The sequence below is a fragment of the Maribacter antarcticus DSM 21422 genome, from assembly GCF_000621125.1.
GTDB lineage: Bacteria > Bacteroidota > Bacteroidia > Flavobacteriales > Flavobacteriaceae > Maribacter > Maribacter antarcticus.
Genome location: NZ_JHZC01000004.1, coordinates 692416 through 716637, shown reverse-complemented (window position 1 = coordinate 716637; position 24222 = coordinate 692416). Strand labels below are relative to the sequence as shown.

The following is a 24222-nucleotide window of genomic DNA, read 5'->3' as shown; positions in this document are numbered from 1 at the left end:
GCTAGCAATATGCAAGGAGAGCCATGTTGATTTCGGCAACTTTTATTGTAGTTTCATCCAAATCTACATTCGCTACCACGTAGTCGGCCAAAGGTATTTTAATATTATCCCCCAACTGATTACCCATTCGTTCCAAAACTTGTTGCTTGGTACTCCCGTCTCTTGCAGTTATCCGTTCTACACGAATATCCTTCGGTGCGGTAACCAAAATAATTTTATTATAAAATTCCTGCATAGTATTCTCGAACAACAAAGCCGTCTCTTGGACTACAAAAGGATGGTCCTGTTTTTTCGACCATCTTAAAAAATGCTTCCGTACCGCAGGGTGCACAATAGCATTAAGCTTTTGCAAAAGATTTTTGTCATTAAAAACTTTTTTAGCAATAAAAGCTCTATTAAGTGTGCCATTCAAAAAAGATTCTGCACCTAACAACTGGACTATTTTTCTTCGCAATACTTTAGAAGTATGCATTAACCGTTTCGCCTGTATGTCGGAATTGTAAACAGGCACACCCATATCTTCTAATAGCTTTCCGACTATTGATTTACCACTACCTATACCACCAGTAAGTCCTACAATCATCATTCCCGTCTCAATATAAATTCCACTTCTTTAATCAATAAGGTAGCGTTGCTAAGGTTTTCTGGGAAATCTTCCATACGCAATGGCAATCTGTTATCAGCTGCCTTTTCTATTTGTTCATAGTCAGCATTAATCTTAAAATCTGATATATCCAAGGATTTCAAAGCCTTAATAGTGCCTTGACAGAGCACTTTAACATGATCGGGAAACATACGCACCTTAATACTGTCCGGAACATTAATCATCGTTATAGGTGCCGAAACTACCTTTTCGGAAAAACGAAACACCTTTCCTGAAATAGTTACCGAAGAAGGCGTTACCGTTGACTTTGTCAATTCCCTATGCAGTACCAAAGCATGTTCCTGAGAAAAGTCGTCCGTGATATTTTCTATGTCCAAAAAAGAAGTCCTAATAGACGTTATACTATCCACTTCACTTTTTGGGCCTCTGATAGTAACCATTGATGGGGCAACAATTATGGGTCCGTCTAACATATAATTATTAGCCAAATCAATAGTAGTTCTTGGAATAACATGAACTTTTTTCGCTACCAGAACTATGAAATCTATAAACAAGGTATCATTCTCCAGTTCTAATACTTCCATACTATTAGGCAGTTGGTTTTCAATTTGCCTCCGGTAAACCTTTGGTAAGACATAATACCGATTGTCCTTTACGTTAACCTTAGAAAGGTCTATTTGCACCTTGCGTTTCCGTATTTCGAAACCTACGAATTGAAAGCCCACCGCTTTTAATCTAACATTTATAGTCGCCCTTGGTTTTTTATTTAACAAAAGCTCCTGTGGTGTATTTACATACTCCAACATAAACGTAGTATTACTTACAAATGATTGTGATAAGTTGTTAATGAGCCAAGCGAGGCCAGAAAATACCAGGAAAAGCAAGAATACCTTTACTTTTCGCTTCTTTAATCCGGTTTTTATACGCTCTATAATCAAAATCAAGAATTAGTTTTAAAAAATAAGTTAGGAAATATGTCTTGAGGTGCACTCTTTTTAAATGTAGTGAATATAGTAGATTTTAAAAAACCATAGCCATAACCAACAAACTGAACTATCGCAGCAAATACTGCCAATAGGGCAACCTTTAGGCTTTTAGTTTTCAAAAACGCATGCAGAAAAAGTAATAGATAATAAACACCGTAGCAAGCAATAGGCCATAAAATACTAAAAGCTGCAAGTACTGCAGCTGTAATTAGCCCCAAGCAAAAAATACTTGGAAACCAATAGGTGAGCTTTACTGTTTCAGGATGCCATTTGTTCAAAATAGGTCGTACCATTCCAAACTTATTTACTTGCACATAAAAGGTACGCCAATCAATACGTCTCTTATGGTATACAAAGGCTTCGGAAATTAATTTGGTGTTATACCCTTTATTCCAAATACGAATGGTTAAATCTGGGTCTTCCCCAGGATGGATGTTTCCGTACCCACCAACAGTCTCAAAAGCTTCTTTAGATATGCCCATATTAAAGCTTCTTGGCTGAAATTTATCAACCGCTTTTTTCCCGCCACGTATGCCCCCAGTTGTCAAAAAAGAGGTCATGGTATAATTAATGGCCTTTTGAATATCTGAGAAAGAATCGTGTGCAGCATCCGGGCCTCCATAACAATGCACAAAATCGTTTTCTAAACTCTTCTCCGCCTGTTCCAAATATTCTGGGGGTAAAATACAGTCAGAATCCAATACAATAAAATAGTTGCCTTTTGCCAAGCGCATGCCATAGTTTCTGGAATCTCCTGGACCGGAATTGGATTTTTCATAATAAGAAATATCCAAGGCATATTTGTACGCTGAAATCACATCTACCGAAGAAACCGTAGAGCCATCCTCTACAATAACTACCTCAAATTCTCCGGTATAGGTCTGACCAGTAAGACTCTCTAACAGCTCCCTTATTTCGTTAGGCCTATTATAAACAGGTATAATAAAAGAAAAAGATCGTTTCATTTTTACTTTTATATCAATTATTGAAGTCCCTAATTATTATATTTTTCGTACTAGAAAGTACTAAAACTTCTCTATCACTTCTTGACTTACACCCGTATTGGAAAAACCACCGTCATGGAAAAGGTTTTGCATAGTTACTTTACGTGTTAAGTCAGAAAATAAGGTAATCGTGTAGTCGGCACAATCTTGCGCAGAGGCATTCCCAAGAGGAGACATCTTTTCAGCATAGCTAATAAAGCTGTCAAATCCTTTTACGCCTTGTCCTGCCGTTGTAGGCGTCGGTGATTGAGAAATAGTGTTCACCCGAACCCTTTTTTCTTTTCCAAAGAAATACCCGAAACTACGCGCTACCGATTCCAAATACGCCTTATTATCGGCCATATCATTGTAATCCGGAAATACACGTTGCGCGGCCATGTAGGTAAGCGCTACAATACTACCCCACTCATTCATGGCATCTGACTTGTAAAGCGATTGCATTACTTTATGAAAGGACAATGCGGAAACATCCCAACCTTTTGCCGTGAAATCATATTTTTCATCGGTATACGCCCTTCCTTTTCTTACGTTTACTGACATTCCAATAGAATGTAAAACAAAATCTAGCTTACCACCAAGAATCTCTTGAGCTTGGGACACCAAATTCTCCAAATCCTCAACACTAGTAGCATCCGCAGGAATTATTTGAGATCCTGTTTTCTCTGCCAGTTCCTTTATCTGTCCCATTCTCATGGCAATAGGTGCATTTGTTAATACAAAAGTACCCCCTTCTGCGTGAACACTCATTGCTGTTTTCCAAGCGATAGAGTTTTCATCCAATGCCCCAAATATGATTCCTTTTTTACCCTTTAATAAATTATATGCCATGCTGATACTACTAAAATTTTAGATTTATGAATCAAAGATATTTAAAATATGTGTAATTAGTTCAATAGCTCCTTAGCATGGGCCATTGCAGAGTCTGAAAGTTCTTTGCCTCCAAGCATTTGGGCAATTTCTATCACGCGCTGATCATACACCAGTTTTTTCATATTGGTACGTGTTCCTTCGTTCTCTTCTGTCTTATACACCTTAAAGTGATGATGCCCTTTTGATGCCACTTGTGGAAGGTGTGTAATGGAGAAAACCTGCATTTCTGCACTCATATCTCTCATAATATCTGCCATACGATTAGAAATTTCTCCAGACACTCCGGTATCAATTTCGTCGAACATGATGGTAGGTAACTTTTCGTACTTAGCCAAAATCGCTTTGATAACCAGCATAATACGTGACAATTCCCCCCCAGAAGCGACTTTTTTAAGTACTCCATACGAGCTACCTTTGTTCGCTGTAAACAAGAAAGAGAGTTCATCCATCCCGTTCGCCTTAAAGCTATCCGTAGGGTTTAAAGATATTTGAAAAGAAGCACTGGGCATTCCCAAAAGGGACAAATCAGCTTCCAATTGCTTTTTTAATCGTGGTATTACCCCGTTTCGTTTTTCGCGCAGCAGTGCGCCTCGCTCTTCCAACGAAGATTCCAGCTCTTGCAGTTCCTTAGTCTTTAAAACTATTTTCTGGTCCACATTCGCAGTTTCAAAAAGGCTATCTGAAAGTTGATTCCTGATTGCAATCAACTCGGAAATCTCCGAAACCCCGTGCTTTTTTTGTAAATTATAAAGGAGTTGTAATTTTGTATTTACCTCTTCTAATAATCCAGGATCTGACTCAACAGCCTCCTGGAAAGCCTGTAATTCTGTATTTACATCATCTAATTCTATAAAAACCGATTGTATTCTTTCATGTAGGCTTGCATACTGGGTTCCAAAACCTGCTAATTTTAAAAGTGACGATCGCGCTTCAGTCATTAAGGAGAGTACCCCGATTTCATCATCGTTCAAAAGCTGATCCCCTTTGGATAGCTCCTCCTTAATCAACTCAACGTTATTCAATTGTTCGTACTGGGTTTCCAGTTCTTCCAGAATTCCTTCCTTTAGCGGAGCAGCTTCCAATTCTGTCAATAAAAAAGTATTATAGTCTTGTTCTTTGGTAGCGTTGTGCTGAAATTCCGTTAAGTCGTTCAACTCTTTTTTAACAGCAGAATAAGATTTTAGGGTATTTGTATAGTTAGAAAGTCTAACTTTATTAGTAGCGAGAGCATCAATCAATTTGAACTGAAAATCGTTCTCTGTCAATTGCATTGTCTGGTGCTGCGAGTGCACATCTATCAGTTGATCTCCCAACCGAGAAAGGATATCTAGCTTTACAGGTGTATCGTTAATGAACGCTCTTGATTTACCACTAGGCAAGATTTCTCTTCGTATTATGGTTGTTTCTTCATAATCCAAATCATTAGCATCAAAGAAAGGTTGAAGACCGTAATCCTTTATTAAAAAGTAGGCTTCTACGATACATTTTTGATCCTTATTACGCAAAGAATTAAGGTCTGCACGCTTACCAAGCACCAAAGAAAGTCCACCTAGCAAAATAGATTTTCCTGCTCCGGTTTCCCCGGTAATTACCGTAAAACCAGAAGCTAAATCAACTTCTAAGCTGTCTATTAACGCGTAATTTTCAATCAAAAGGTTAGATAGCACACTTTAATACTTTAGTGGCGTAAAGGTACTCTATATTCTGAAGTGAAAAAAGGGCCTAGTAACTAATATCGTTCCATGTACCAGAGTAAAAAGGCGCTACCTTGTTCAAGGTTTCCTTTAACTTCACGATATCTACTTTAGGTCCATCTGAGAATATATTCTGAATTTCCTCTGATTTTGCATCAAAAAACGTCTGAACCAAAAAGGCATTTGGCCTTCTGTTGACCATAATCTGAAAGAGATTGATTGTTCCTGCAATCACCTGTTTTCCGGTACTATTATTATCCCCTAAGATATCCAAGCCTTTGCGATGGTAATTGTACATGGCTACACGATATTCCTTGTAGGTGTTGGATAATATATCGCTTATAAAATCAAATCGTGTTCTATTGTTTGAAGTAGACTGATTCCAACCTGCAAAATTACTTCCCTGTGCTTGCGTTGTTATCTGTTGTGCTTTTCTGAACTGATTGGTACCACCTTCCAAGGCAAAAGTATCTGCATCCAATCCTAAAATAATATAAGCATAATACGCAACGACTGCCACGAGGTTAGATTCAAAAACATTCTCGTTGAATACCAAAGGTTGAAATTCTATATATTGAAAATTGAATTGGTTATCCTTATAATTAAATACCGTACTTTCATACGAGGCATTAAAAACTGGTCTGGAAGACTGAATTTGAATGGTACCGCTAAAGCGATCGGACTCGTACTCCGATATAGTAATGAACATTTGGGTGTTTACCCGCTCATTCTCCTTATACACCCTATTCGTCCATTTTGTTTTGTTCACAAAATCGGTCAAGGAACGTTCTAAGGTTTTAAAAATCTGTTGGTTTGTTTGGGAAACCTGATCTGCATTAACAGTGATGGTTGCATTCAATTCCTGACCATTCAAGGCAGTACAAACAACACAAAGGCCAAAGAAAAATAAAAGCTTACGCATAGCGTCTTTTGATGATTTCATAAAAAATATCCTCAGCAACGGCTGCCTTGGTTTTTAATTCAAACGTTTGTATTGTAGAATTGGTATCTAAAAAACTTATTTTATTGGTGGTCCCGCCAAAACCTGCTCCATTATCGTTTAGCGAATTAAGTACAATGGCGTCCAAGTTCTTTCTTTTTAGCTTTCCTTTCGCATTTTCCACTTCATTTTCGGTCTCCAAAGCAAAACCAACAAGATACTGGTCTTTCTTGGCCTGCCCTAAGGAGAAAAGGATATCCTTTGTCTTCACCAGATCGATTTGTAGGGTGCCATCAGACTTTTTTATCTTTTGGGATGCGATAACTTTTGGCGTATAATCGGCAACCGCAGCAGCACAGATCACTATTTCGGCATCAGCATAATGCTCATGCGTGCTTTCGTACATTTCTTGGGCAGAAACTATGCTTATCAAGGTGATGTTGTCGTGTTCAACGTTGTATTTAGTAGGTCCGGAAACAAGAACCACATTGGCTCCCAGTCTTGCTGCACATTTGGCAAGCTCAAAACCCATAAGTCCGGAAGAATGATTTCCAATAAATCGCACAGGATCTATAGCTTCGTAGGTTGGTCCAGCGGTAATCAATACTTTTTTATCCTGAAGTGGAAGCCCGATTCTTAATTGCTGGTTTATAAAACTGATTATATCCTCTGGCTCTGCCATACGGCCTTCACCATGCAAGCCACTTGCCAATTCCCCTGCGGTTGCTGGAACCATATGATTACCATAAGAGGCTAAGGTTTTTAACGTAGATACGGTACTTGGATGTTTGTACATATCCAAATCCATTGCTGGGGCAAAAAAAACAGGGCACTTGGCAGAAAGATAGGTAGCCAATAATAAATTATCACAATTTCCACTTACCATTTTGGACATGGTGTTAGCTGTTGCGGGAGCAATAACCATAAGGTCTGCCCATAACCCCAAAGCTACGTGATTGTTCCAGTCCGTAATGTTTGCGTCGGACCTTATAAAATCGGAGATTACTGGATTCTTAGAAAGTGTTGCTAAGGTTAGGGGAGAAACAAAAGAACTGGCGCTATCTGTAAGAACAATCTTAACGTTAGCGCCAGCTTTTATCAATAAACGAACAAGGAATGTAATTTTATATGCGGCAATCCCTCCGGTAATGCCTAAAAGGATGTTTTTACCGCCTAACATAATCCTTATGCGTCTTTCTCTGTGTTTCTGTGGTATATTCTATCCATCAACCACTCCTCTACTGCCATGGCATGTGGTTTTGGTAATTTTTCGTAGAATTTGGAAACCTCTATCTGTTCCTTATTCTCAAAAACTTCTTCTAGACTATCGCTGTAGGTTGCGAACTCTTCTAACTTCTCCAACAACTCTTTTTTGATTTCTGAATTGATTTGCACTGCACGCTTTGCGGCAATGGAAATCGCTTCATAAATATTGTCGGTTTTACTATCGAACTCGTTTTTATTAATAGTTACCGTAGATACGGCAGCTTTCGAGTTTTTTAAATCGTTCATGTTCATAATGGAAACTATTTATTTTGATTCTGCTGTGTATTGTCCTAATCCGTTTTCTACTTTATCCGCCAAATTAGTTATCTCTTTCTCAAAGTTAGTATTCGGATACTGCTTATTAAACGACATAATAGCTTCTTTAGCGCTCTCTAGTCGTTCTTTTTGTAAACTTCGAAAACTGTTCATTGCCATATGAGTAAGCGCATCTGCTTTCACAAATAAAGCTTCCTCTCGATAAATCGAACCCGGAAAATCGGAAACAAAGTTGTTACTTGCGGCTACAGCCGATTTTATCATATCGTAGTTAAACTGCCCCAACTTGTTGTACTGCTTTAGAATTTCATAAGCTTTACGCTCTTTTTTTGTGGTCAATTCCTGCGCCATGGCATTTGATTCTGCAAAATACTCAGACTCCGAAAAGGCGTTGATAAAATTTTGCAATTTAAGTAAAGCTTTATCAGTATCTGACTGATCTAACGAATAATTTGGAGATAACTGATAGTAGCTTTTAGCGCCTAAATAAGCAGCTTCGGTACTTTTATCACTTTTAGGGTAGGATTTTATAAAACGTTCGAACTGATATCCTGCTGTATTATAATCCTCCATCTCATAATAACTATTCGCCAAAAAGAACATCACGCGCTCCCCTTGCGGCTTACCGATATATTTTGGAGCAATTTGCTCTAACAATCTGTTGGAATGCTTAAATTCACCCTCCTCGTATAATTTTTCAGCCATATCGTACTTTGGCTTCACGTCCTCGTTTTTGAGCACCTTTTGATATTCGCTACAAGATTGAAAGGCAGCTAGTAAAACCATAAAAATAAAAAATCGCTTCATGCTAAAAAATATTTGACAAAATTAGTGATTCTTAACGGATTTAAAAAACATTTTTAAGCTATCAAAAATAACTTTATTCTGTTGCCAAAATGCTGTTTTTAGTTGAGTTTTAACGTGATAAACTAGGCTAAAATTTTAGAAACCGAATACATGAACAATCCAATTTTCTTTTTAAGCCCGGTTGATGCCGCTATAAGTGGTAATCTGACTTCAGCACTCCCTAAGCTCAAAAGCTCCAAAATAGCCTTGATTCCAGCTGGATTACCTTCCTCAAAAATAAGGCGCATTCCCTCTTGCATTAAATAATGATACCGATAGGCTTCTTTAGCATTACCCCCTAGCCCCAACCGTACCATTTCTGAAAATTCTTGTGGCAATCCCTGTCCAATAACAGAAATTACGCCATCACCACCTGCTAAAATGGTAGGTAGCGCTGTAAGGTCATCACCCGAAAGCACCATAAAATCCGAGGGTTTGTTTTGAAGTAGTTGAAACACCTGGACCATATTGCCGCAAGCTTCCTTTATTGCGACAATATTATTGAATTCCTTTGCCAACCTCAGCGTAGTGGCAGGCAGCATATTGCTTCCTGTTCTTCCAGGAACATTATATACTATTATAGGTAAAGGCGATGCTTGAGATAGGGCCTTAAAATGTTGATAAATACCCTCCTGGGTAGGCCTGTTATAATACGGTGATACGGAAAGTACGGCACAAAAATCTGAAAGATCAAGGGTCTTAACTTCGTTTACTACGGCCATGGTATGGTTACCACCCACACCTACCACCAGAGGTAATTCTCCGTTATTGGCTACTACAATAGTATCTAAAACCGTTTGTTTTTCTTCCTTGGATAGGGTAACGGACTCCGCAGTGGTCCCCAACCCTACCAGATAATCTACCTTGCCTTTTTTACAATGCGCAACGATAGCGGATAGGGCTTGCACATCAATTGTACCATCTTCCTTAAACGGCGTAACCAAAGCAACACCAGTACCCCTTAATTGTTCCATAATCATAATTCTTTAATCACGCCTAAATATTTTTTCAATTCAGATTTAAAAATTTTAAAGTTTGATATGGGCGTATCTAACATTAAATCATTAAACTCTGGACCCACTTGCTTAAAACCTACCTTTAATCGAGCTCTTGTTTTAATCGACATTAAATTCAGTAACAGATTACTCTCGTCATAGTAATTTACCAACACGTCATATTCCCTGTTTAAAAATTCCAATGCGTAACTGTTTTTTATGTCTCCGTTCCAACCTAAATCCTTATCAGAGAAAACAGGATTGGAATAGGGCGAGTTCTTATCGTAATAATTTTTATAACCAATTATTTTCACAGCATTAGGCTGTAATTTAAACGCATCCAAAAACTCATAAAACACATCCGCTCTATCAAATTTGTCCAAATCTACGATACAACCCACTTTATTTACACCCTGTTTTCGAGTACTCGTAGGAGGCGATTTTTGCATGGTCTTCTTGATGAACTTACGTCCAGATTTCTGTTTAAACTTGTCCTTAATTCCTTTTAAAAACATGTATTTTTACATTTATACAAATGTAAATAATATCCCTTTAACTCTATGGCGAAGTTAAAACACTTTAGAATTTTAAATATTCAACATTTTGTTATATTTATAACAATCATAAATTTTACTTCCTGTCAACAGCGCCCAACTAGCTTAAAGAACATAGAAGCAAAGGAGCTCGCTATAGATTCTACCGCTACTTCGGAAGCACATATAGCAACATTTGTACGCCCTTATCGGGAACGAATAAACCTTATCTTGGACAGTGCTTTGGCCTATGCGCCGTACACAATATCTAAATCGGACGGAACATACAACACCACTGAAGGAAACCTTATGGCAGACCTTATGCTATCGGAAACAAATCCAATCTATAAAATACGCACGGGCAAGGATATTGATTTTGTATTGATGAACCATGGTGGCATACGTGCAAGTATTTCGAAAGGTAATGTGTCTGCTAGAACAGCTTATGAAGTAATGCCTTTTGAAAATAATATAGCGGTAGTTGCGCTAAAAGGCACATCGGTGTTGGAATTGGTTGATTACCTTGTAAAATCGAATCGAGCACATCCAGTGGCCGGTATTCAGATCATATTGAACACAAACGATACCGTACATAGTATTAGTATTCAGGGTAAACCATTGGACGAAAACACCATATATCATGTAGCTACTTCCGACTATCTGGTAGATGGTGGAGATGATATGGTATTTTTTAAAAATGGAGTTTCGTTTACCACGCTAGATTACAAAATACGAAACGCAATAATCGATTACTTTACAAAGGTGGATACCCTTTCTCCTAAAATCGATGACCGTTATTACAAAATGGATTAAGCTAGCAAAACCCATGTGGGGCATTTAATTTTTATATAAATGAAACGAAGAAATTTTATACAGAATACCCTTGCTTCTGCATCATTTATTGGTGCAGGTGGTTTGAGTCTGAATTCCTGTACTGGGAACCAAAAAAAACACATCACCATTTTGCACACTAATGATGTTCACAGTCATATCGATGCTTTTCCTAAGGGACATTCCAGTTTTCCCGGACTTGGCGGCTTAGCCAGAAGAGCGGGACTCGTGAATCGTATACGAGAAGAAAATCCTAACACTTTATTAGTCGATGCCGGTGATATTTTTCAAGGCACCCCATATTTTAATTTTTACGGAGGTGAGCTCGAAATGAAGCTGATGACCATGCTTAACTATGATGCCGCCACCCTTGGAAATCATGATTTTGACAACGGTGTAGACGGGCTACTAGCGCAACTTCCTTATGGAAAGTTCGATTTTGTGTCTTCCAATTACGACTTTAGCAATACCATTCTTGACGGGTTTACAAAACCATACCAAACCTATCTCCAAGACGGAATAAAAATTGGAATCTATGGACTAGGTATTAAGCTGTCCGGACTTGTTTCCAAAGACCTGTATAAAGAGACAGAATATTTAGAACCTTATGAAATCGCAGCGGATTTGGAGCGTAAGCTAAAAGACGAAGAGCACTGCGATTTAGTCATTTGCTTGTCACATCTAGGATACCAATACAAGAATAGTCAGCAGCCAGATGATATGACTCTTGCTGCCAAAACCAAATATACCGATTTGATTATCGGAGGTCATACCCATACGTTCTTAGACAAACCAAGTGTTATCACTAATGCAGATGGCAGGGATATCCTTGTCAACCAAGTAGGTTGTTTTGGGGTTCGTTTAGGGCGTATCGACTTTTATTTTGATTCTGAACATATTGTTGCCGATGGCATTTCCATCACTGTGTAATTCGTAGTATTATGGCCCAATTACTAAAAACAGACTCCTCAAATACCTACTTTATAGCCTTGGTATCGCTTTTAGATTCAGATTTAGTAGCGCGTAACAGGGAACAAAGTGCATTTTATACACATTTTAAAGGTATTGCCACCCTAGAACACTGTGTTGTGTATATGCTAGGCAACACTCTTTTAAATTCTCAATCGCCCTTGGTATTAAATAATAGCGCTGTATGAACAGCTAAAACATTCTTGGGAGATTTTGCTTGAATTACTATTTAATATTGTTTTGTGGCAGTATCAAACGAGCTCTTTTTTATACCTACCTTACACCACTACGCTTACATTCAAAAAAATTAGAAGCTTTAGATAAAAGAACCTTAAATTAAAAAGGTGAGTTAACAGGAATTATTACTATTGGTGAAAATATTACTGTCCTATGAAAAATCCCAAAACAAATACGGGGGAGGTTGATTTATTGCGCCAAAAAGCGGAACAACTATTAAAAAAAAGGCATTTATTAGAAAGAGATGCAACTGCAGCACCATCTACTGCGCTTAGAAGTGAAGCAGAGACTAGTAATCTCGTACATGAACTTGAAATACACCAAATAGAATTAGAATTACAGAACGAAGAACTGCAAATAGCCAAAGAAAAAGCAGAAGCCGATGCAGAAAAGTATACTACACTTTACGATTTTGCCCCTTCCGGATATTTTACAATTAACAGCGCCGGTAAAATCTTGGAACTAAATTTTAGTGGAGCTACCATTCTTCATAAGGAACGTTCAAAATTAATCAACAGTAACTTTAAATTATTTATTGTACCGGAAAACCGTAACACTTTTTTAGATTTTTTAGAAACTATTTTAGAAACTAAAACCAAACAAGGCTGCGAAGTGCGGCTTGTGGCAAATAAAAAACCAGTTATTTTTGTGCATATAGAAGGTGTTTTTCTAGAAAAGAAGAAAGAATACATGCTTACAGTTGTTGATGTTACTGAGCGAAAAGAGGCAGCGCAAAGGCGGAAGGATATTGATGCGAAATGGAAGATGCTATTCCAAGACAACCCTAAATTGGCTGTAAAGGGGTATGATAAAAATAGAAATACGATATATTGGAATAAAGCGGCCGAAACGTTTTATGGTTATAAAGCCGAAGAAGCAATTGGCAGTAATCTTACAGACTTAATAGTCCCTGAAGAAGCACAGTCTTTTGTCAATGCTGAAATAAAGGAAATGTTGAGAACAAAAACACCTATGGCTTCAAGCGAGGCGGAACTTAGGTGCAAAGATGGTTCTTTAATAAATGTATTTTCAAGTTATGTATACGTACAAACTCCGAATGGTGAGCCTGAGCTGTATTGCATAGACATGGACCTATCTGAACGCAAACAAGCTGAAGAAAAATACCAAAAACTAATTAATCTTGCGCAAGAAGGGATTTGGGTAATTGACAAGGACAATACGACTAGTTTTGTCAACCCCAGTATGGCCAGCATGTTAGGATATTCTTCTGAGGAGATGCTAGGGAAAACGGTTTTTGATTTCATGGATGAGCCAGGTATCAAGCTTGCCAATCAATACCTAGAGCGACGCCAAGCAGGATTAAAAGAACAGCACGACTTTGAATTCATATGCAAAAATGGTAGTCGAATTATAACATCCTTAGCGGCTTCACCAATAACGGATAGTTCGGGAAATTATGAAGGGGCAATTGCCGGAATCATGAATATTACCGAGCGTAAAAAGGCAGAATTAGACTTGTTAAAAAGTGAAGAAAAATATCGTATTCTGATACAAGAATCTCCCGTTGGTGTTTATCAAACAGATGAAAATGGTAAGTATATTTTTGCAAATCAAAGTTGGTGTGAAACAGCAGGTTTAACCCAAGAAGAAGCAATGGGTAATGGTTGGGCTAAATCCCTACATGAAGAAGACGCCGAAAACGTTTTTCAAAATTGGAATAAGACAATAGTATCCAAAGGGAAATGGGGTCATGAATACAGAATAAAAAGTACCGCAGGAAAAGTAAGCTGGGTATTTGGGACTGCTTCACCTATGTACAATGTTGATGGTAAAATAATCGGGTATGTAGGAATTAACACAGATATAAGCAAACTAAAAGAAACCGAACAAGCGCTAAAAGCTAGTGATACTATGTTGAGGACATTATTACAAGATTTACCAAATGTAGCTGTCCAAGGATATGATAAAAATGAAAAAACGATATATTGGAATAACGCTTCCGAAACGTTTTATGGCTTTTCAGTAAAAGAAGCCCTTGGTAATAAACTTACGGACTTAATAATCCCCGAAGAAGCTAAAAATTATGTGAGTGCTGAAATTAAGGAAATGTTTGTTACGAAAATACCTATTCCTTCAAGCGAGCTAAAACTTAAGCGCAAAGATGGTTCTTCTATAGCTGTATTCTCAAGTCATGTATACATGGAAACTTATAGTGGTGACCCCGAGATGTATTGTATAGACATTGACCTATCTGATCGTAAGAAAGCAGAATCAGAATTAATCGAAGCTAAAGAAAAGGCTGAAATAAGTGAGAATTACCTTGATAATATCATCAATAATATTGGAAATCCTGTTTTTGTAAAGGACAATCAGGGCAGACATGTCCTCGTTAATGACGCCTTTTGTAAGCTCTTGGAACTAGATAAAAACAGTATACTTGGAAAAAGGTTTGCTGAAGAAGTTATGCCTAAAGAGTTAGAAAGTTATTTAAAAATTGATAGTGATGTATTAAGGACTGGGAAGGAAAGGAATGTTGTAGAATCGCGCACAGTTTCAAGTGGGCAAACGAAAATACTTTCTACGAGCAAGTCACGGTATATTGATGGTACTGGTAAAAAGCATCTTATTGGCATAATACATGATATTACAGAGCGTGAAAAGATGTATTTAAATTTACGGCAAAGCACTCAATTATTAGAAGTCTCACAAAAAATTGGGAAACTAGGAGGATGGGAACTGGATGTAATAACTGGCGAACTATATTGGACTGCCGAAACATATCGTATCTATGAAACTTCTCCTCAACACTTTAACCCAACGTTAGAAGCAGGTATCTCCTGTTTTCTTCCGCAATTTCGTCAAATTATTTCAGAATCCATAAATCTAGCTACGGAAACAGGTAAGGGTTACGATTTAGAATTGGAAACGTACACGACTAAAGGGAATCTTATCCATGTTCGAACGACCTGCGACGTAACATTAATTAACGGTAAACCTGTGAAATTGGTAGGAATTTTTCAAGACATAACTAAACGTAAACAAGCAGAATCAGAATTGATCGAAGCTAAAGAACACGCCGAGGAAAGCGACCGCTTAAAATCTGCATTTTTGGCCAATATGAGCCACGAAATTAGGACGCCCATGAATGGAATTCTTGGTTTTTCAAGTTTGCTTAAAGAACCTAATCTTACAGGAGAACAGCAAGCAAATTATATTAAAATCATAGAACAGAGCGGAACCCGTATGCTCAATATTATTAATAGTATTATGAGTATTTCAAAAATAGAATCGGGATCAATGGAATTGCACAAAACCGAAGTGAATATTAATGAACAAATCAAATATGTTTACACGTTCTTTAAACCAGAGGTGGAGGCCAAAGGGGTTCAGTTTTCCTTCAAAAACGCACTACCAGCTAAAACAAGCGTAATACATACTGATAAAGAAAAATTAATAGCTGTTTTAACAAATCTTGTAAAAAATTCAATTAAGTTTACCGAAGGCGGTTCCATATCTTTTGGGTATAAACAAACAGCTAAAAACCTTGAGTTTTATGTAAAAGACACAGGTATAGGCATTGACAAGGACAGGCAGGGAGCAATCTTTGAACGTTTTATACAAGAAGATATTACAGACAAGTATGCTTTAGAAGGCGCCGGTTTAGGGTTGGCTATTTCTAAGGCTTTTATTGAAATGCTAGGAGGGGAATTATGGGTGAAAAGTAGAAAAGGGCAGGGCTCCACTTTTTATTTTACTATTCCGTATGACCTTGTTATTAAATAAGCAACTGAAATAATGAATATTACTGAAAATATAACGCTACACTTACAAGGTAAAAATATAAAAATACTAATTGCCGAAGACGATGAGTCATCCCATTTTCTTCTAAGTTTAATACTCAAGGAAATAAGTCAAGAAATGATTCATGCAAGAACTGGACTTGAAGCAGTTGAGCTTTGCCGCGCTAATCCTGATATAGATTTAATATTGATGGATGTAAAGATGCCTATTTACAGCGGATACGAAGCAACGCAGCACATACGCAAATTTAATTCAGATGTGATTATAATAGCTCAGACTGCTTACGGGCTTTCAGGGGATAGGGAAAAAGCAATCTCAGTAGGATGTAACGACTATATTTCAAAACCGATTATGAAGGATATATTACTTTCGACAATAAAAAGATATTTTAGTGAGTAAGTGTTAAGCAAAGGATTGTTATACCCGTATAGAGCTTCCTTAATCATAAATTTTATTCTGCCCCACACAAATTTTAGTGTAACAGGATATATTATAACCATTACCCAGAACACTCTACTCACTCCCCCAAACAAAACCTCACGAACAACTGTAATTTCCACGCCAAAAAAATTGCTGAGTGATTCTTTTCTTCTTACCCAAAACAATGTCAGGCATTAAATAGACACACCATCTTTATCATGTAGGTTGATATGTAGCAGTCCGCTTAATAATAGAAAATAAGTAGGGGAGAATTCTCCCTTAGTAACCAAACTTGGTGAATACGCTAAGGATGCATAATGATACCTGTTAAGAACTTGTTATCCTTTATTTTTAACGTATGGACTCAAACTACAGTACCGCGCGTTTAATGTAATTGAATATTGCATTGAATTCAATCTTGGTACTGCGTATTAAAAAATTTATTGATAAAAAAGACACAGAAAAAATTGGTTTTACAAAATAAAAAACTTGAAATAATTGTAATTTGCATAAACGAAGGTCAAAATAGCTTAGGTAAAATTTAAAAAACAACCATAACCGAGCTACAGTAAGAATTACCTAGAACTATGCCATCTTAATTTTACTACGTATGAAAAATATATTGTGCTCCTTGATAATTTTGATTGCGCTATTAAATTGTGCACCACCTAATTCTGAATGGAAACCTTTAATCGTAGATAATTCATTAGAAGGTTGGCATATTTTTCAGAATAATGGGTCTAAAAAAGGTTGGATTGTTGAAAATGGAATGCTAATTTTCAATGGTGTATCCGATATGGAATCAGGAGAAGGCGATGCAAGTTTATTGTCTAACAACGTGTATGGTAATTTTGAAATTCAATTTGATTGGAAAATTATGCCTGGTGGCAATAGTGGTTTTTTATGGGGTGTTAGGGAAGACGAAAAATATAAATATCCCTATCAAACAGGACAAGAAATTCAAATTTTAGATCATGCAATTTATGATGCTCCTGAAAAGGTACTAGGCGGTGAAATTGAGCTAAATAATATTATGGAAGATTTAGAGGCCCGCAAACATTATATTGGGGCTTTATACGATTTGTCTGCCCCAACTGTTTTGGATGCAGCAAAGCCAGCGGACGAATGGAATTCATATCATATAAAAATTGATTACAAATCTAATTTAGGAGAAGTAGTGTTAAATAGTGTTTTAATTAATTCATTTCCGCTTCAAGGACCCAAATGGGAAGGAATGTATGAGAATAGTAAATTTAGCAAATCAGAAGATTATGAATATTTAGGCGATGCGAGGTGGCATGACTTTGGAAGATTTACAAAAGGCTATATCTGTTTTCAAGATCACCCTGGAAAGGTTTCTTTTAGAAATATCAGAATAAAAGAGCTTGATTAAACCTACATTTTTCAGTGCTAATAACAAATACACTTTGGGGTAAAAACCAACACGTCAAAAATGATAACAACAATACATCACGCATTTGCCAAAATAAACTCCACAATCTCTCTTAGCTCTTCCCTCAAGGAAATTTCTGGATAGGTCTCGCCTAGGTACCGATACGTAGCAATAAAACAAACTCGTTTTTCTTAAATAAAAACGACTCCACAACAAAAATTAAAAGAACACATAAAAAATAGTTATAAAATATTTTTCTTTTATGCCGTTACATCATAATAAATATTGTGAAAAATAGCAGCACTTTTAGTTACAGTCCTCTTTTGTGTGGCATGTGACAAAGATGACGACCGCTCTGTAGCTGTAACCGTTAACGGTACAGTCCTAGTGGGAGACCGTTCAGATTTTAACGGCGCTATTGATGCCAGTTTTACAGGTGTTGAAGGTTCTGATTCGCGTTCCTTTATTTGGAACAACAACCTTAGTACGGCAGACTACAATACAGACATTATAACTGCTACGGTAGGGACATTTCAAATTACCGTTGAAGATTCTGAAGGAAGTATCGTATTAAATCGCACTATCGATGGCGGTACTGAACCCGATACCACAGGTGGTGTTACCTCCTCAGGAGTTTCTGGAATATAAACCGTGACTATTCAGGTAACTAACTTTACAGGTGATGGTAGTTTTTTACTAAGTAAAGGGAATTAATCCTTTTGAACTAGAAAAAATTAACCCTACTAAACTCACTAGCAGGTTTTTATTTTATCCTTGATTCTGAACACCAAATAAGAATGCTTTTGCAAAATAGAAAGGATAACTGATAAACATTTCGTTGACAGACTAGAGTAAAAGCGATAATAAACCCTTACGCATTCCCCAAAATAAACTTCACAATAAGCTTTAGCTCTTCCTTCAAAGAAATTTCTGGATAGGTCTTGCCCGCTTGGCGGTACCAATAGCCAGCATTAAAACGGTCGCCTTCCTTTCTATGTAAATAAGCATGTAACCAACTGCCCATGGTGTCATGCATGTCTTGGGCAATATTATGAGAAGCTTCCCAATCACCTTTGGCATCAAACCAAATAGACTGCAGAGCTAAAGGCCAATTTGCAGGAGGAATTGACTGAGACAAAGTCTGTTCAAATTCGGGATAGTCTTTAGGCAGCATGTCCGGCAACTTTTTTTACTAGTTTACCAACGGTAAGACCTTGTACTATAATAGAAAAGACAACTACAACATACGTGATGACCAAAAAGAGGTCTCGATGCATGTCTTGGGTTAATCCTAATGCCAAGGCAATAGAGATACCACCGCGTAGACCACCCCAAGTCATAACAAGGTTAGTTTTAGGAACAAAATCCAATTTTTTCTCAAAGAATTTAATTGGCAATAAGAGCGATAAATACCGACAGACCAATACGACGGGTATAGCAACAAGCCCTGCAATCACATAATTAAACTCAAAGGATATGACCAGCATCTCCATCCCTATCAATACAAACAATAAGGTGTTCAGTAAAATATCTAACAACTCCCAAAATTTGTCTACATAAATCTCCGTAGTATTGGACATAGCCGAGTGCCGCACGGTATCATTACCTACGACCAGGCCGGCCGTTACCATAGCCAATGGGGCAGAAAGGTGAAATTTTTGAGCCACTACGGTACCCATCATTACGGCAGCAAGGGTAATAATTACTTCAATGTCATAATCATCTATGGAGCGCATTAATCTGTACGTAATCCAACCTATCAATAACCCTAATAAAATACCGCCGATAACCTCTACACCAAAAAGTTCTAAAATGGCAAATGGGTCAATCTCCCCAGTGCTTGAAGAAGCCAATTGAAAAATAGTTAAAAATACGACTACTCCTACTCCGTCATTAAACAATGACTCTCCTACAATTTTAGTTTCCAAATTTTTAGGAGCTCCGGCTTGTTTTAAAATTCCAAGTACTGCGATAGGATCTGTTGGAGAAATCAAAGAACCAAAAAGCAAGCAGTAAATAAAATTCACCTCTAGCCCAAACAATTGTAAAATATAAAACATAAAAGTTCCCACTAAAAAGGTAGATACCAGAACCCCTAAGGTAGAAAAGACAAAAATTGGCCACCGCTGGACTTTTAACTGTTCAAAATTGGTATGTAAGGCTCCTGCGAAAAGTAGAAAACTCAGCATTACGTCCAGCAGAACAGTCCTAAAATCAATTTGACTTATAATATATTTCTCAGCAGTCAGTAAGGTATCATCAAAATAACTAATACCAAATACCGCCAAGGTAAAGACAATTGTAATAAGCATTAACCCAATGGTGTTAGGTAACTTTAGGAATCGAACATTGATATAACCAAATATGGCCGATATGAAAACAAGTATTGATGCGATGATAAAGTAATCCATAGTGTTATTTTTTTCAGCTTAGTGTCTTAATCGTTTATTTGTAATTTTTAACTAACTACAACAAACCTAAATAGAATAGATTTAATTTTTATACAAGACGGGTCTTCAGAACTTCTTTTTTTCGAAGGTTTTAAAACCAGTGAGTATTACACCATTCCCAAAAACTCCTGTTCTGTAATAATAGGAACATTCAGATTTTCGGCCTTGGTACGTTTGCTAGGTCCCATTTTATCACCAGCGACTAGGTAACTGGTCTTGGAGGAGATGGAAGAACCTACCTTGCCCCCATTATCTTCAATCAACTTTTTAAGTTGGTCCCTACTTACCAATTCAAAAACACCAGACACCACAAGGGTTTTTCCTTTGAGGATATCTGTCTGGCTCTCCAATTTTTCTACCGATAAGGAAAACTGAACTCCTTTTTCCTTGAGGCGTTCAATAGTATTTTGATTCTTTTCATTACTAAAAAAAGCCACCACGCTTTCTGCAATCCGCTCCCCTATTTCATCAACCGCCACGAGCTCCTCTTTAGTCGCAACGGCCATCGCATTTATATTTTTATAAGCCTTTGCAAGTTTTTTGGCCACGGTCTCACCAACAAAACGAATGCCCAAGGCAAACATAACCCGCTCAAAAGGAATGGCAACAGATTCCCCAACACCTTTGATTAAATTATCAGCAGACTTCTCCGCCATACGTTCCAAAGGTAGAATTTGCGCCTTAGTCAAATCATATAAGTCGGCATAGTCTTTTATCAAGCCTTCTTTAAATAACAATTCTACCGTTTCTCCGCCAAGACCCTCTATGTCCATCGCCTTACGAGAAATAAAATGTTGAATACGCCCCGTAATCTGCGGCGGACAACCATATTCGTTAGGGCAGTAATGTTTGGCATCCCCTTCGGCACGTTCTAAAGGGGTATGACATTCTGGGCATTCAGTACTATATTTCGTTTCCTTAGAATCCGCAGGGCGTTTGGTATCATCAATACCGATAATCTTGGGAATAATTTCCCCTCCCTTTTCCACGAAAACAGTATCCCCTTCGCGGATGTCTAATTTGGCAATTTGATCGGCGTTATGCAAGGAGGCTCTTTTTACTGTAGTTCCTGCCAATAATACCGGTTCTAGATTTGCTACGGGTGTAATGGCACCTGTGCGCCCTACTTGGTAGGTGATTTCATTCAGCACCGTAAAAACCTGCTCTGCCTTAAATTTATAAGCCATGGCCCAACGGGGGGCTTTTGCCGTAAACCCTAGTTCATCTTGATGCTGCAAACTATTGACTTTCACTACTACCCCATCGGTTTCGTAAGGCAATTGATGTCGCGCAACGTCCCATTCTTCCACAAATTCCATCACGGCTGCAGTACTATGGCATAATTTTGCTACGGTAGGCACTTTAAAGCCCCATTCGCGTGCCTTTTCCAACATTTCGTATTGGGAGGCAATTCCAATGTTATTTCCAACAATACTATATAAGAGACACTCCAACGGTCGTTGCGCCACTGCACTGCTGTCCTGCAACTTTAAACTGCCGGATGCTGTATTTCTTGGGTTCATATACGGTTCTTCCCCATTTGCTGCCCGCTCCTCGTTCATTTTTTGAAAACCGTCAAAAGGCAGAACAATTTCTCCTCGGATATCAAACTTAGCCGGATAATCACCCTTTAACTGCAAGGGAACCGATTTTATAGTTTTTATATTGGTCGTTACAGCATCTCCTTGAAAACCATCGCCTCGCGTTACAGCACGGACCAATTTCCCATTTTCGTAGGTAATACTGATAGAAGCGCCATCATATTTTAACTCACAAGTATACGACACTGGAGCATCTCCGAGATTCCGTTGTATGCGTTTCTCCCAATCTTCCAAATCCTCCTTAGAATAAGAATTATCTAGAGAATACATACGATGTTCATGAACAATAGTATCAAAGCTCTTCGTCACCACACCACCCACACGAATTGTGGGCGAACTAGGGTCATAAAATTCCGGATTTTGGGCTTCCAAAGCCTGTAGTTCCTTCAATTTCATATCGAACTCAAAATCGGAAATGCTGGGATTGTCTAGTACATAATAATTATAATTATGTTCTCGAAGTTCGTCTCGAAGAGTCGTTATGTTGTTCTCAATACTCATTATATCTGTTCTTTTGTCATCCATTGTGGTATAGAAAGGGGTTTAAAAGCCTTCATTTTATCCAATAAGATATCAATATGTTCATCAACCAAAATAGCATCTAAATTTTCCTTTCTCACAAAACCCTTTTTCACCATCTTTTTAAGCATCTGCAGCAGCTCATCATAAAAACCATTGGTGTTTAAAACCGCAATGGGGTATGGATGAAGTCCTAGCTGTGCCCAAGTAAGCATCTCAAAAAACTCCTCTAGGGTTCCAAATCCACCTGGCAACATGAGAATACCATCACTAAGCTTGTGCATCCTTAATTTACGGTCGTGCATGTTTTGAGTGATAATAAGTTCAGAAAGTCCGTCGTGATACACTTCCTTCCGCTTAAGAAACTCTGGAATAACGCCAATAACGGTACCTTGGTTATCCAAAGACCCTTGCGCTACTTTTCCCATAATGCCGATTTTGGCCCCTCCATATATGAGGTCGATGTGCTGTTTAGCTAGCGTGCCACCTAAATCATACGCATCTTGAGCAAATTCAGTATCATTCCCTTCACTACTTCCGCAAAAAACTACAATTGCTTTCATTAGCTTTTTTTATAATTTAATCTATTTACTTTGGTAAAGTTCAAGCATCATGCTCAACTTCTAGCTCAAAAATAAAATCAATACAACTCCTGCTACATACTACAACTAAATACTTCTAACTGCCTTAATCATGCGATCGTTTCCAAAAATATCTTTTCTCAATTCTACTGCTTTAAAAGGATAAGACTGAAGCAACGCTACCGTTTCAGCTCCCAAATATTGATTTATTTCTAGATAGAGACTGCCATTCTTTACCAAGTGCTGCGCTGCAAATGAGGCAATAGCTTTATAGAAAAGCAATGGGTCTTCATCCGGTATAAAAAGTGCTATTTTAGGTTCGTGGTTCAGCACATTTGCCTGCATCTCTTTTTTTTCTAACTCCCTCACATAAGGCGGGTTAGACACTATAATATCAAAGGATACTGAAGCCTCTAGCTCTGGTTCGCCTTTTAAAATATCATGTTGTAAAAAGTCTATTTTCACTCCATTAGATACAGCGTTGGCTTTTGCTAGCTCCAAGGCATCCGAAGAAATATCCATAGCCTTCATCTTACACCCCTCTAAGCCTTTAGCCAAACTGATGGAAATGCAACCGCTTCCTGTTCCAATATCTAAAATACTTAAATATTGACTAGGTTTCCCCTGATTGTCGGCTACTATCCATCGTACTAAATCTTCGGTCTCCGGTCTCGGAATAAGAACACTTGGAGATACCTTAAATATCAGGTCCATAAATCCCGTCTCACCGATAATATATTGAATGGGAATATCTTGTTTTAATTGAGTAATTGCATTAAACAAAAGTGCTTCGCTTTCCTTACCTATCACAAGCTCTGGTTGAAGAGCCAAGACGAATTTCTCTAATCCAAGGAAATAATCTATCAATAAGTAAAAGAAACTAGCAACTTCTTGAGCGCCGTAGTGCCTATCTAGTTCAGTATGAAAAACAATCTTAATCTCCTTTAAAAGCATCATTAGAGTGTTTTTAGCATCCAAACGGGACATGAAAAGTGTCCTGTATTTCCCATAGGGGCGTCAATATAGTTGAAGCCAGATTTTTTATATAGTTTTTGGGCAGCTGCCATATAGGGCATGGTTTCTAGATAACACTGTTCAAAACCAAACGCCTTTGCTTGAGCTAGGCAAGTCGCTATCATTTGACTTCCTATACCCTTGCCTCTAGCAGCCTCTAGAAAATACATTTTTTGCAGCTCGCAGCAGTTGCCATCATAGTTTTCCAACAGAGCTACTCCTGCACATCCAAGAATCTCTCCATTCTGTTCTACTATAAAATAGGTGGCTTTAGGCACATCGTAATTCTCGAACATATAATCCAAGGCAGTATCTGCATAGGCCGTTCCTACTTTTGGCACACCAAGTTCTACCAACACCTTTCTGATGACACGAGCGATATCGGCATTATCAGATTTCGTGATTTCTCTTATTACAGCAGTTTCCACAGT

At 37.9% G+C, this 24222-nt stretch carries 24 protein-coding genes; 7 read left to right on the top strand and 17 right to left on the bottom strand.

Annotated features, from left to right (window positions below; genetic code table 11):
- Window position 1 precedes the first annotated feature (1 nt).
- The 11 genes from coaE to Q360_RS0103090 all read right to left on the bottom strand — a co-directional run bounded on the left by coaE (window position 2) and on the right by Q360_RS0103090 (window position 9996).
- Entirely contained in the window at window positions 2-586 is a 585-nt protein-coding gene (gene coaE / locus Q360_RS0103140) for a dephospho-CoA kinase (protein ID WP_027075796.1), read from the bottom strand.
- Window positions 583-1548, bottom strand: a complete 966-nt coding sequence (locus Q360_RS0103135) for a CdaR family protein (RefSeq protein WP_027075795.1) — start codon at window positions 1546-1548, stop codon at window positions 583-585. Before Q360_RS0103135 ends, coaE begins: the two co-directional genes overlap by 4 nt.
- Window positions 1545-2555, bottom strand: a complete 1011-nt coding sequence (locus Q360_RS0103130; protein ID WP_027075794.1) for a glycosyltransferase — start codon at window positions 2553-2555, stop codon at window positions 1545-1547. Before Q360_RS0103130 ends, Q360_RS0103135 begins: the two co-directional genes overlap by 4 nt.
- A gap of 60 nt (window positions 2556-2615) precedes the next feature.
- Window positions 2616-3422 (bottom strand): enoyl-ACP reductase FabI, encoded by an 807-nt coding sequence (locus Q360_RS0103125; RefSeq protein ID WP_027075793.1) that lies wholly within the window; start codon window positions 3420-3422, stop codon window positions 2616-2618.
- A 56-nt stretch (window positions 3423-3478) separates the two neighbouring features.
- The gene (recN, locus tag Q360_RS0103120) at window positions 3479-5131 is read right to left on the bottom strand and encodes a DNA repair protein RecN (protein ID WP_027075792.1); all 1653 of its coding nucleotides are present in this window, start codon (window positions 5129-5131) and stop codon (window positions 3479-3481) included.
- Between the two features lie 55 nt (window positions 5132-5186).
- Window positions 5187-6080 (bottom strand): type IX secretion system protein PorD, encoded by an 894-nt coding sequence (gene porD, locus Q360_RS0103115; RefSeq protein WP_027075791.1) that lies wholly within the window; start codon window positions 6078-6080, stop codon window positions 5187-5189.
- Window positions 6073-7278, bottom strand: coding sequence for a bifunctional phosphopantothenoylcysteine decarboxylase/phosphopantothenate--cysteine ligase CoaBC (coaBC, locus tag Q360_RS0103110; RefSeq protein ID WP_027075790.1), 1206 nt, complete (start codon window positions 7276-7278; stop codon window positions 6073-6075). Before coaBC ends, porD begins: the two co-directional genes overlap by 8 nt.
- Window positions 7279-7283: 5 nt before the next feature.
- On the bottom strand, window positions 7284-7616 hold the full coding sequence (locus tag Q360_RS0103105; RefSeq protein ID WP_211251563.1) for a DNA-directed RNA polymerase subunit omega: 333 nt from the start codon (window positions 7614-7616) through the stop codon (window positions 7284-7286).
- A gap of 12 nt (window positions 7617-7628) precedes the next feature.
- The gene (locus Q360_RS0103100) at window positions 7629-8447 is read right to left on the bottom strand and encodes an outer membrane protein assembly factor BamD (RefSeq protein WP_036194796.1); all 819 of its coding nucleotides are present in this window, start codon (window positions 8445-8447) and stop codon (window positions 7629-7631) included.
- A 122-nt stretch (window positions 8448-8569) separates the two neighbouring features.
- Window positions 8570-9460, bottom strand: a complete 891-nt coding sequence (dapA, locus tag Q360_RS0103095) for a 4-hydroxy-tetrahydrodipicolinate synthase (protein ID WP_027075787.1) — start codon at window positions 9458-9460, stop codon at window positions 8570-8572.
- Between the two features lie 2 nt (window positions 9461-9462).
- Window positions 9463-9996, bottom strand: a complete 534-nt coding sequence (locus tag Q360_RS0103090) for a DUF6913 domain-containing protein (RefSeq protein WP_027075786.1) — start codon at window positions 9994-9996, stop codon at window positions 9463-9465.
- A gap of 45 nt (window positions 9997-10041) precedes the next feature.
- On the opposite strand from Q360_RS0103090, the gene Q360_RS0103085 reads away from it, so the two are divergent.
- The 7 genes from Q360_RS0103085 to Q360_RS22110 all read left to right on the top strand — a co-directional run bounded on the left by Q360_RS0103085 (window position 10042) and on the right by Q360_RS22110 (window position 18274).
- Window positions 10042-10827, top strand: coding sequence for a 5'-nucleotidase C-terminal domain-containing protein (locus tag Q360_RS0103085; RefSeq protein WP_036194793.1), 786 nt, complete (start codon window positions 10042-10044; stop codon window positions 10825-10827).
- A gap of 39 nt (window positions 10828-10866) precedes the next feature.
- The gene (locus Q360_RS0103080; protein ID WP_027075784.1) at window positions 10867-11775 is read left to right on the top strand and encodes a metallophosphatase; all 909 of its coding nucleotides are present in this window, start codon (window positions 10867-10869) and stop codon (window positions 11773-11775) included.
- A gap of 11 nt (window positions 11776-11786) precedes the next feature.
- Window positions 11787-12002, top strand: coding sequence for a hypothetical protein (locus Q360_RS0103075; RefSeq protein ID WP_027075783.1), 216 nt, complete (start codon window positions 11787-11789; stop codon window positions 12000-12002).
- Between the two features lie 202 nt (window positions 12003-12204).
- The gene (locus Q360_RS24370; protein ID WP_051554540.1) at window positions 12205-15795 is read left to right on the top strand and encodes a PAS domain-containing sensor histidine kinase; all 3591 of its coding nucleotides are present in this window, start codon (window positions 12205-12207) and stop codon (window positions 15793-15795) included.
- A 12-nt stretch (window positions 15796-15807) separates the two neighbouring features.
- On the top strand, window positions 15808-16212 hold the full coding sequence (locus Q360_RS22120) for a response regulator (RefSeq protein ID WP_051554539.1): 405 nt from the start codon (window positions 15808-15810) through the stop codon (window positions 16210-16212).
- A 631-nt stretch (window positions 16213-16843) separates the two neighbouring features.
- On the top strand, window positions 16844-17626 hold the full coding sequence (locus Q360_RS22115; protein WP_051554538.1) for a 3-keto-disaccharide hydrolase: 783 nt from the start codon (window positions 16844-16846) through the stop codon (window positions 17624-17626).
- Window positions 17627-17953: 327 nt separating this feature from the next.
- A complete protein-coding gene (locus Q360_RS22110; protein WP_245603147.1) occupies window positions 17954-18274 on the top strand; it encodes a hypothetical protein in 321 nt (106 codons plus the stop codon).
- A gap of 223 nt (window positions 18275-18497) precedes the next feature.
- Here the strand turns inward: Q360_RS22110 and Q360_RS0103055 are convergent, their stop codons facing one another.
- The 6 genes from Q360_RS0103055 to Q360_RS0103030 form a co-directional block, all read right to left on the bottom strand.
- Entirely contained in the window at window positions 18498-18800 is a 303-nt protein-coding gene (locus tag Q360_RS0103055) for a hypothetical protein (protein WP_036194791.1), read from the bottom strand.
- Entirely contained in the window at window positions 18790-20037 is a 1248-nt protein-coding gene (locus tag Q360_RS0103050; RefSeq protein WP_027075781.1) for a cation:proton antiporter, read from the bottom strand. The genes Q360_RS0103055 and Q360_RS0103050 overlap by 11 nt, the downstream gene beginning before the upstream one ends.
- Window positions 20038-20183: 146 nt before the next feature.
- On the bottom strand, window positions 20184-22178 hold the full coding sequence (gene ligA, locus Q360_RS0103045; RefSeq protein ID WP_027075780.1) for an NAD-dependent DNA ligase LigA: 1995 nt from the start codon (window positions 22176-22178) through the stop codon (window positions 20184-20186).
- Window positions 22178-22759 (bottom strand): LOG family protein, encoded by a 582-nt coding sequence (locus Q360_RS0103040; protein ID WP_027075779.1) that lies wholly within the window; start codon window positions 22757-22759, stop codon window positions 22178-22180. Before Q360_RS0103040 ends, ligA begins: the two co-directional genes overlap by 1 nt.
- Before the next feature lie 105 nt (window positions 22760-22864).
- Window positions 22865-23734: a peptide chain release factor N(5)-glutamine methyltransferase gene (gene prmC / locus Q360_RS0103035; protein ID WP_316931492.1), complete on the bottom strand. Its 870-nt coding sequence runs from the start codon at window positions 23732-23734 to the stop codon at window positions 22865-22867.
- On the bottom strand, window positions 23734-24219 hold the full coding sequence (locus tag Q360_RS0103030; RefSeq protein WP_027075777.1) for a GNAT family N-acetyltransferase: 486 nt from the start codon (window positions 24217-24219) through the stop codon (window positions 23734-23736). The genes prmC and Q360_RS0103030 overlap by 1 nt, the downstream gene beginning before the upstream one ends.
- Between the last annotated feature and the right edge of the window lie 3 nt (window positions 24220-24222).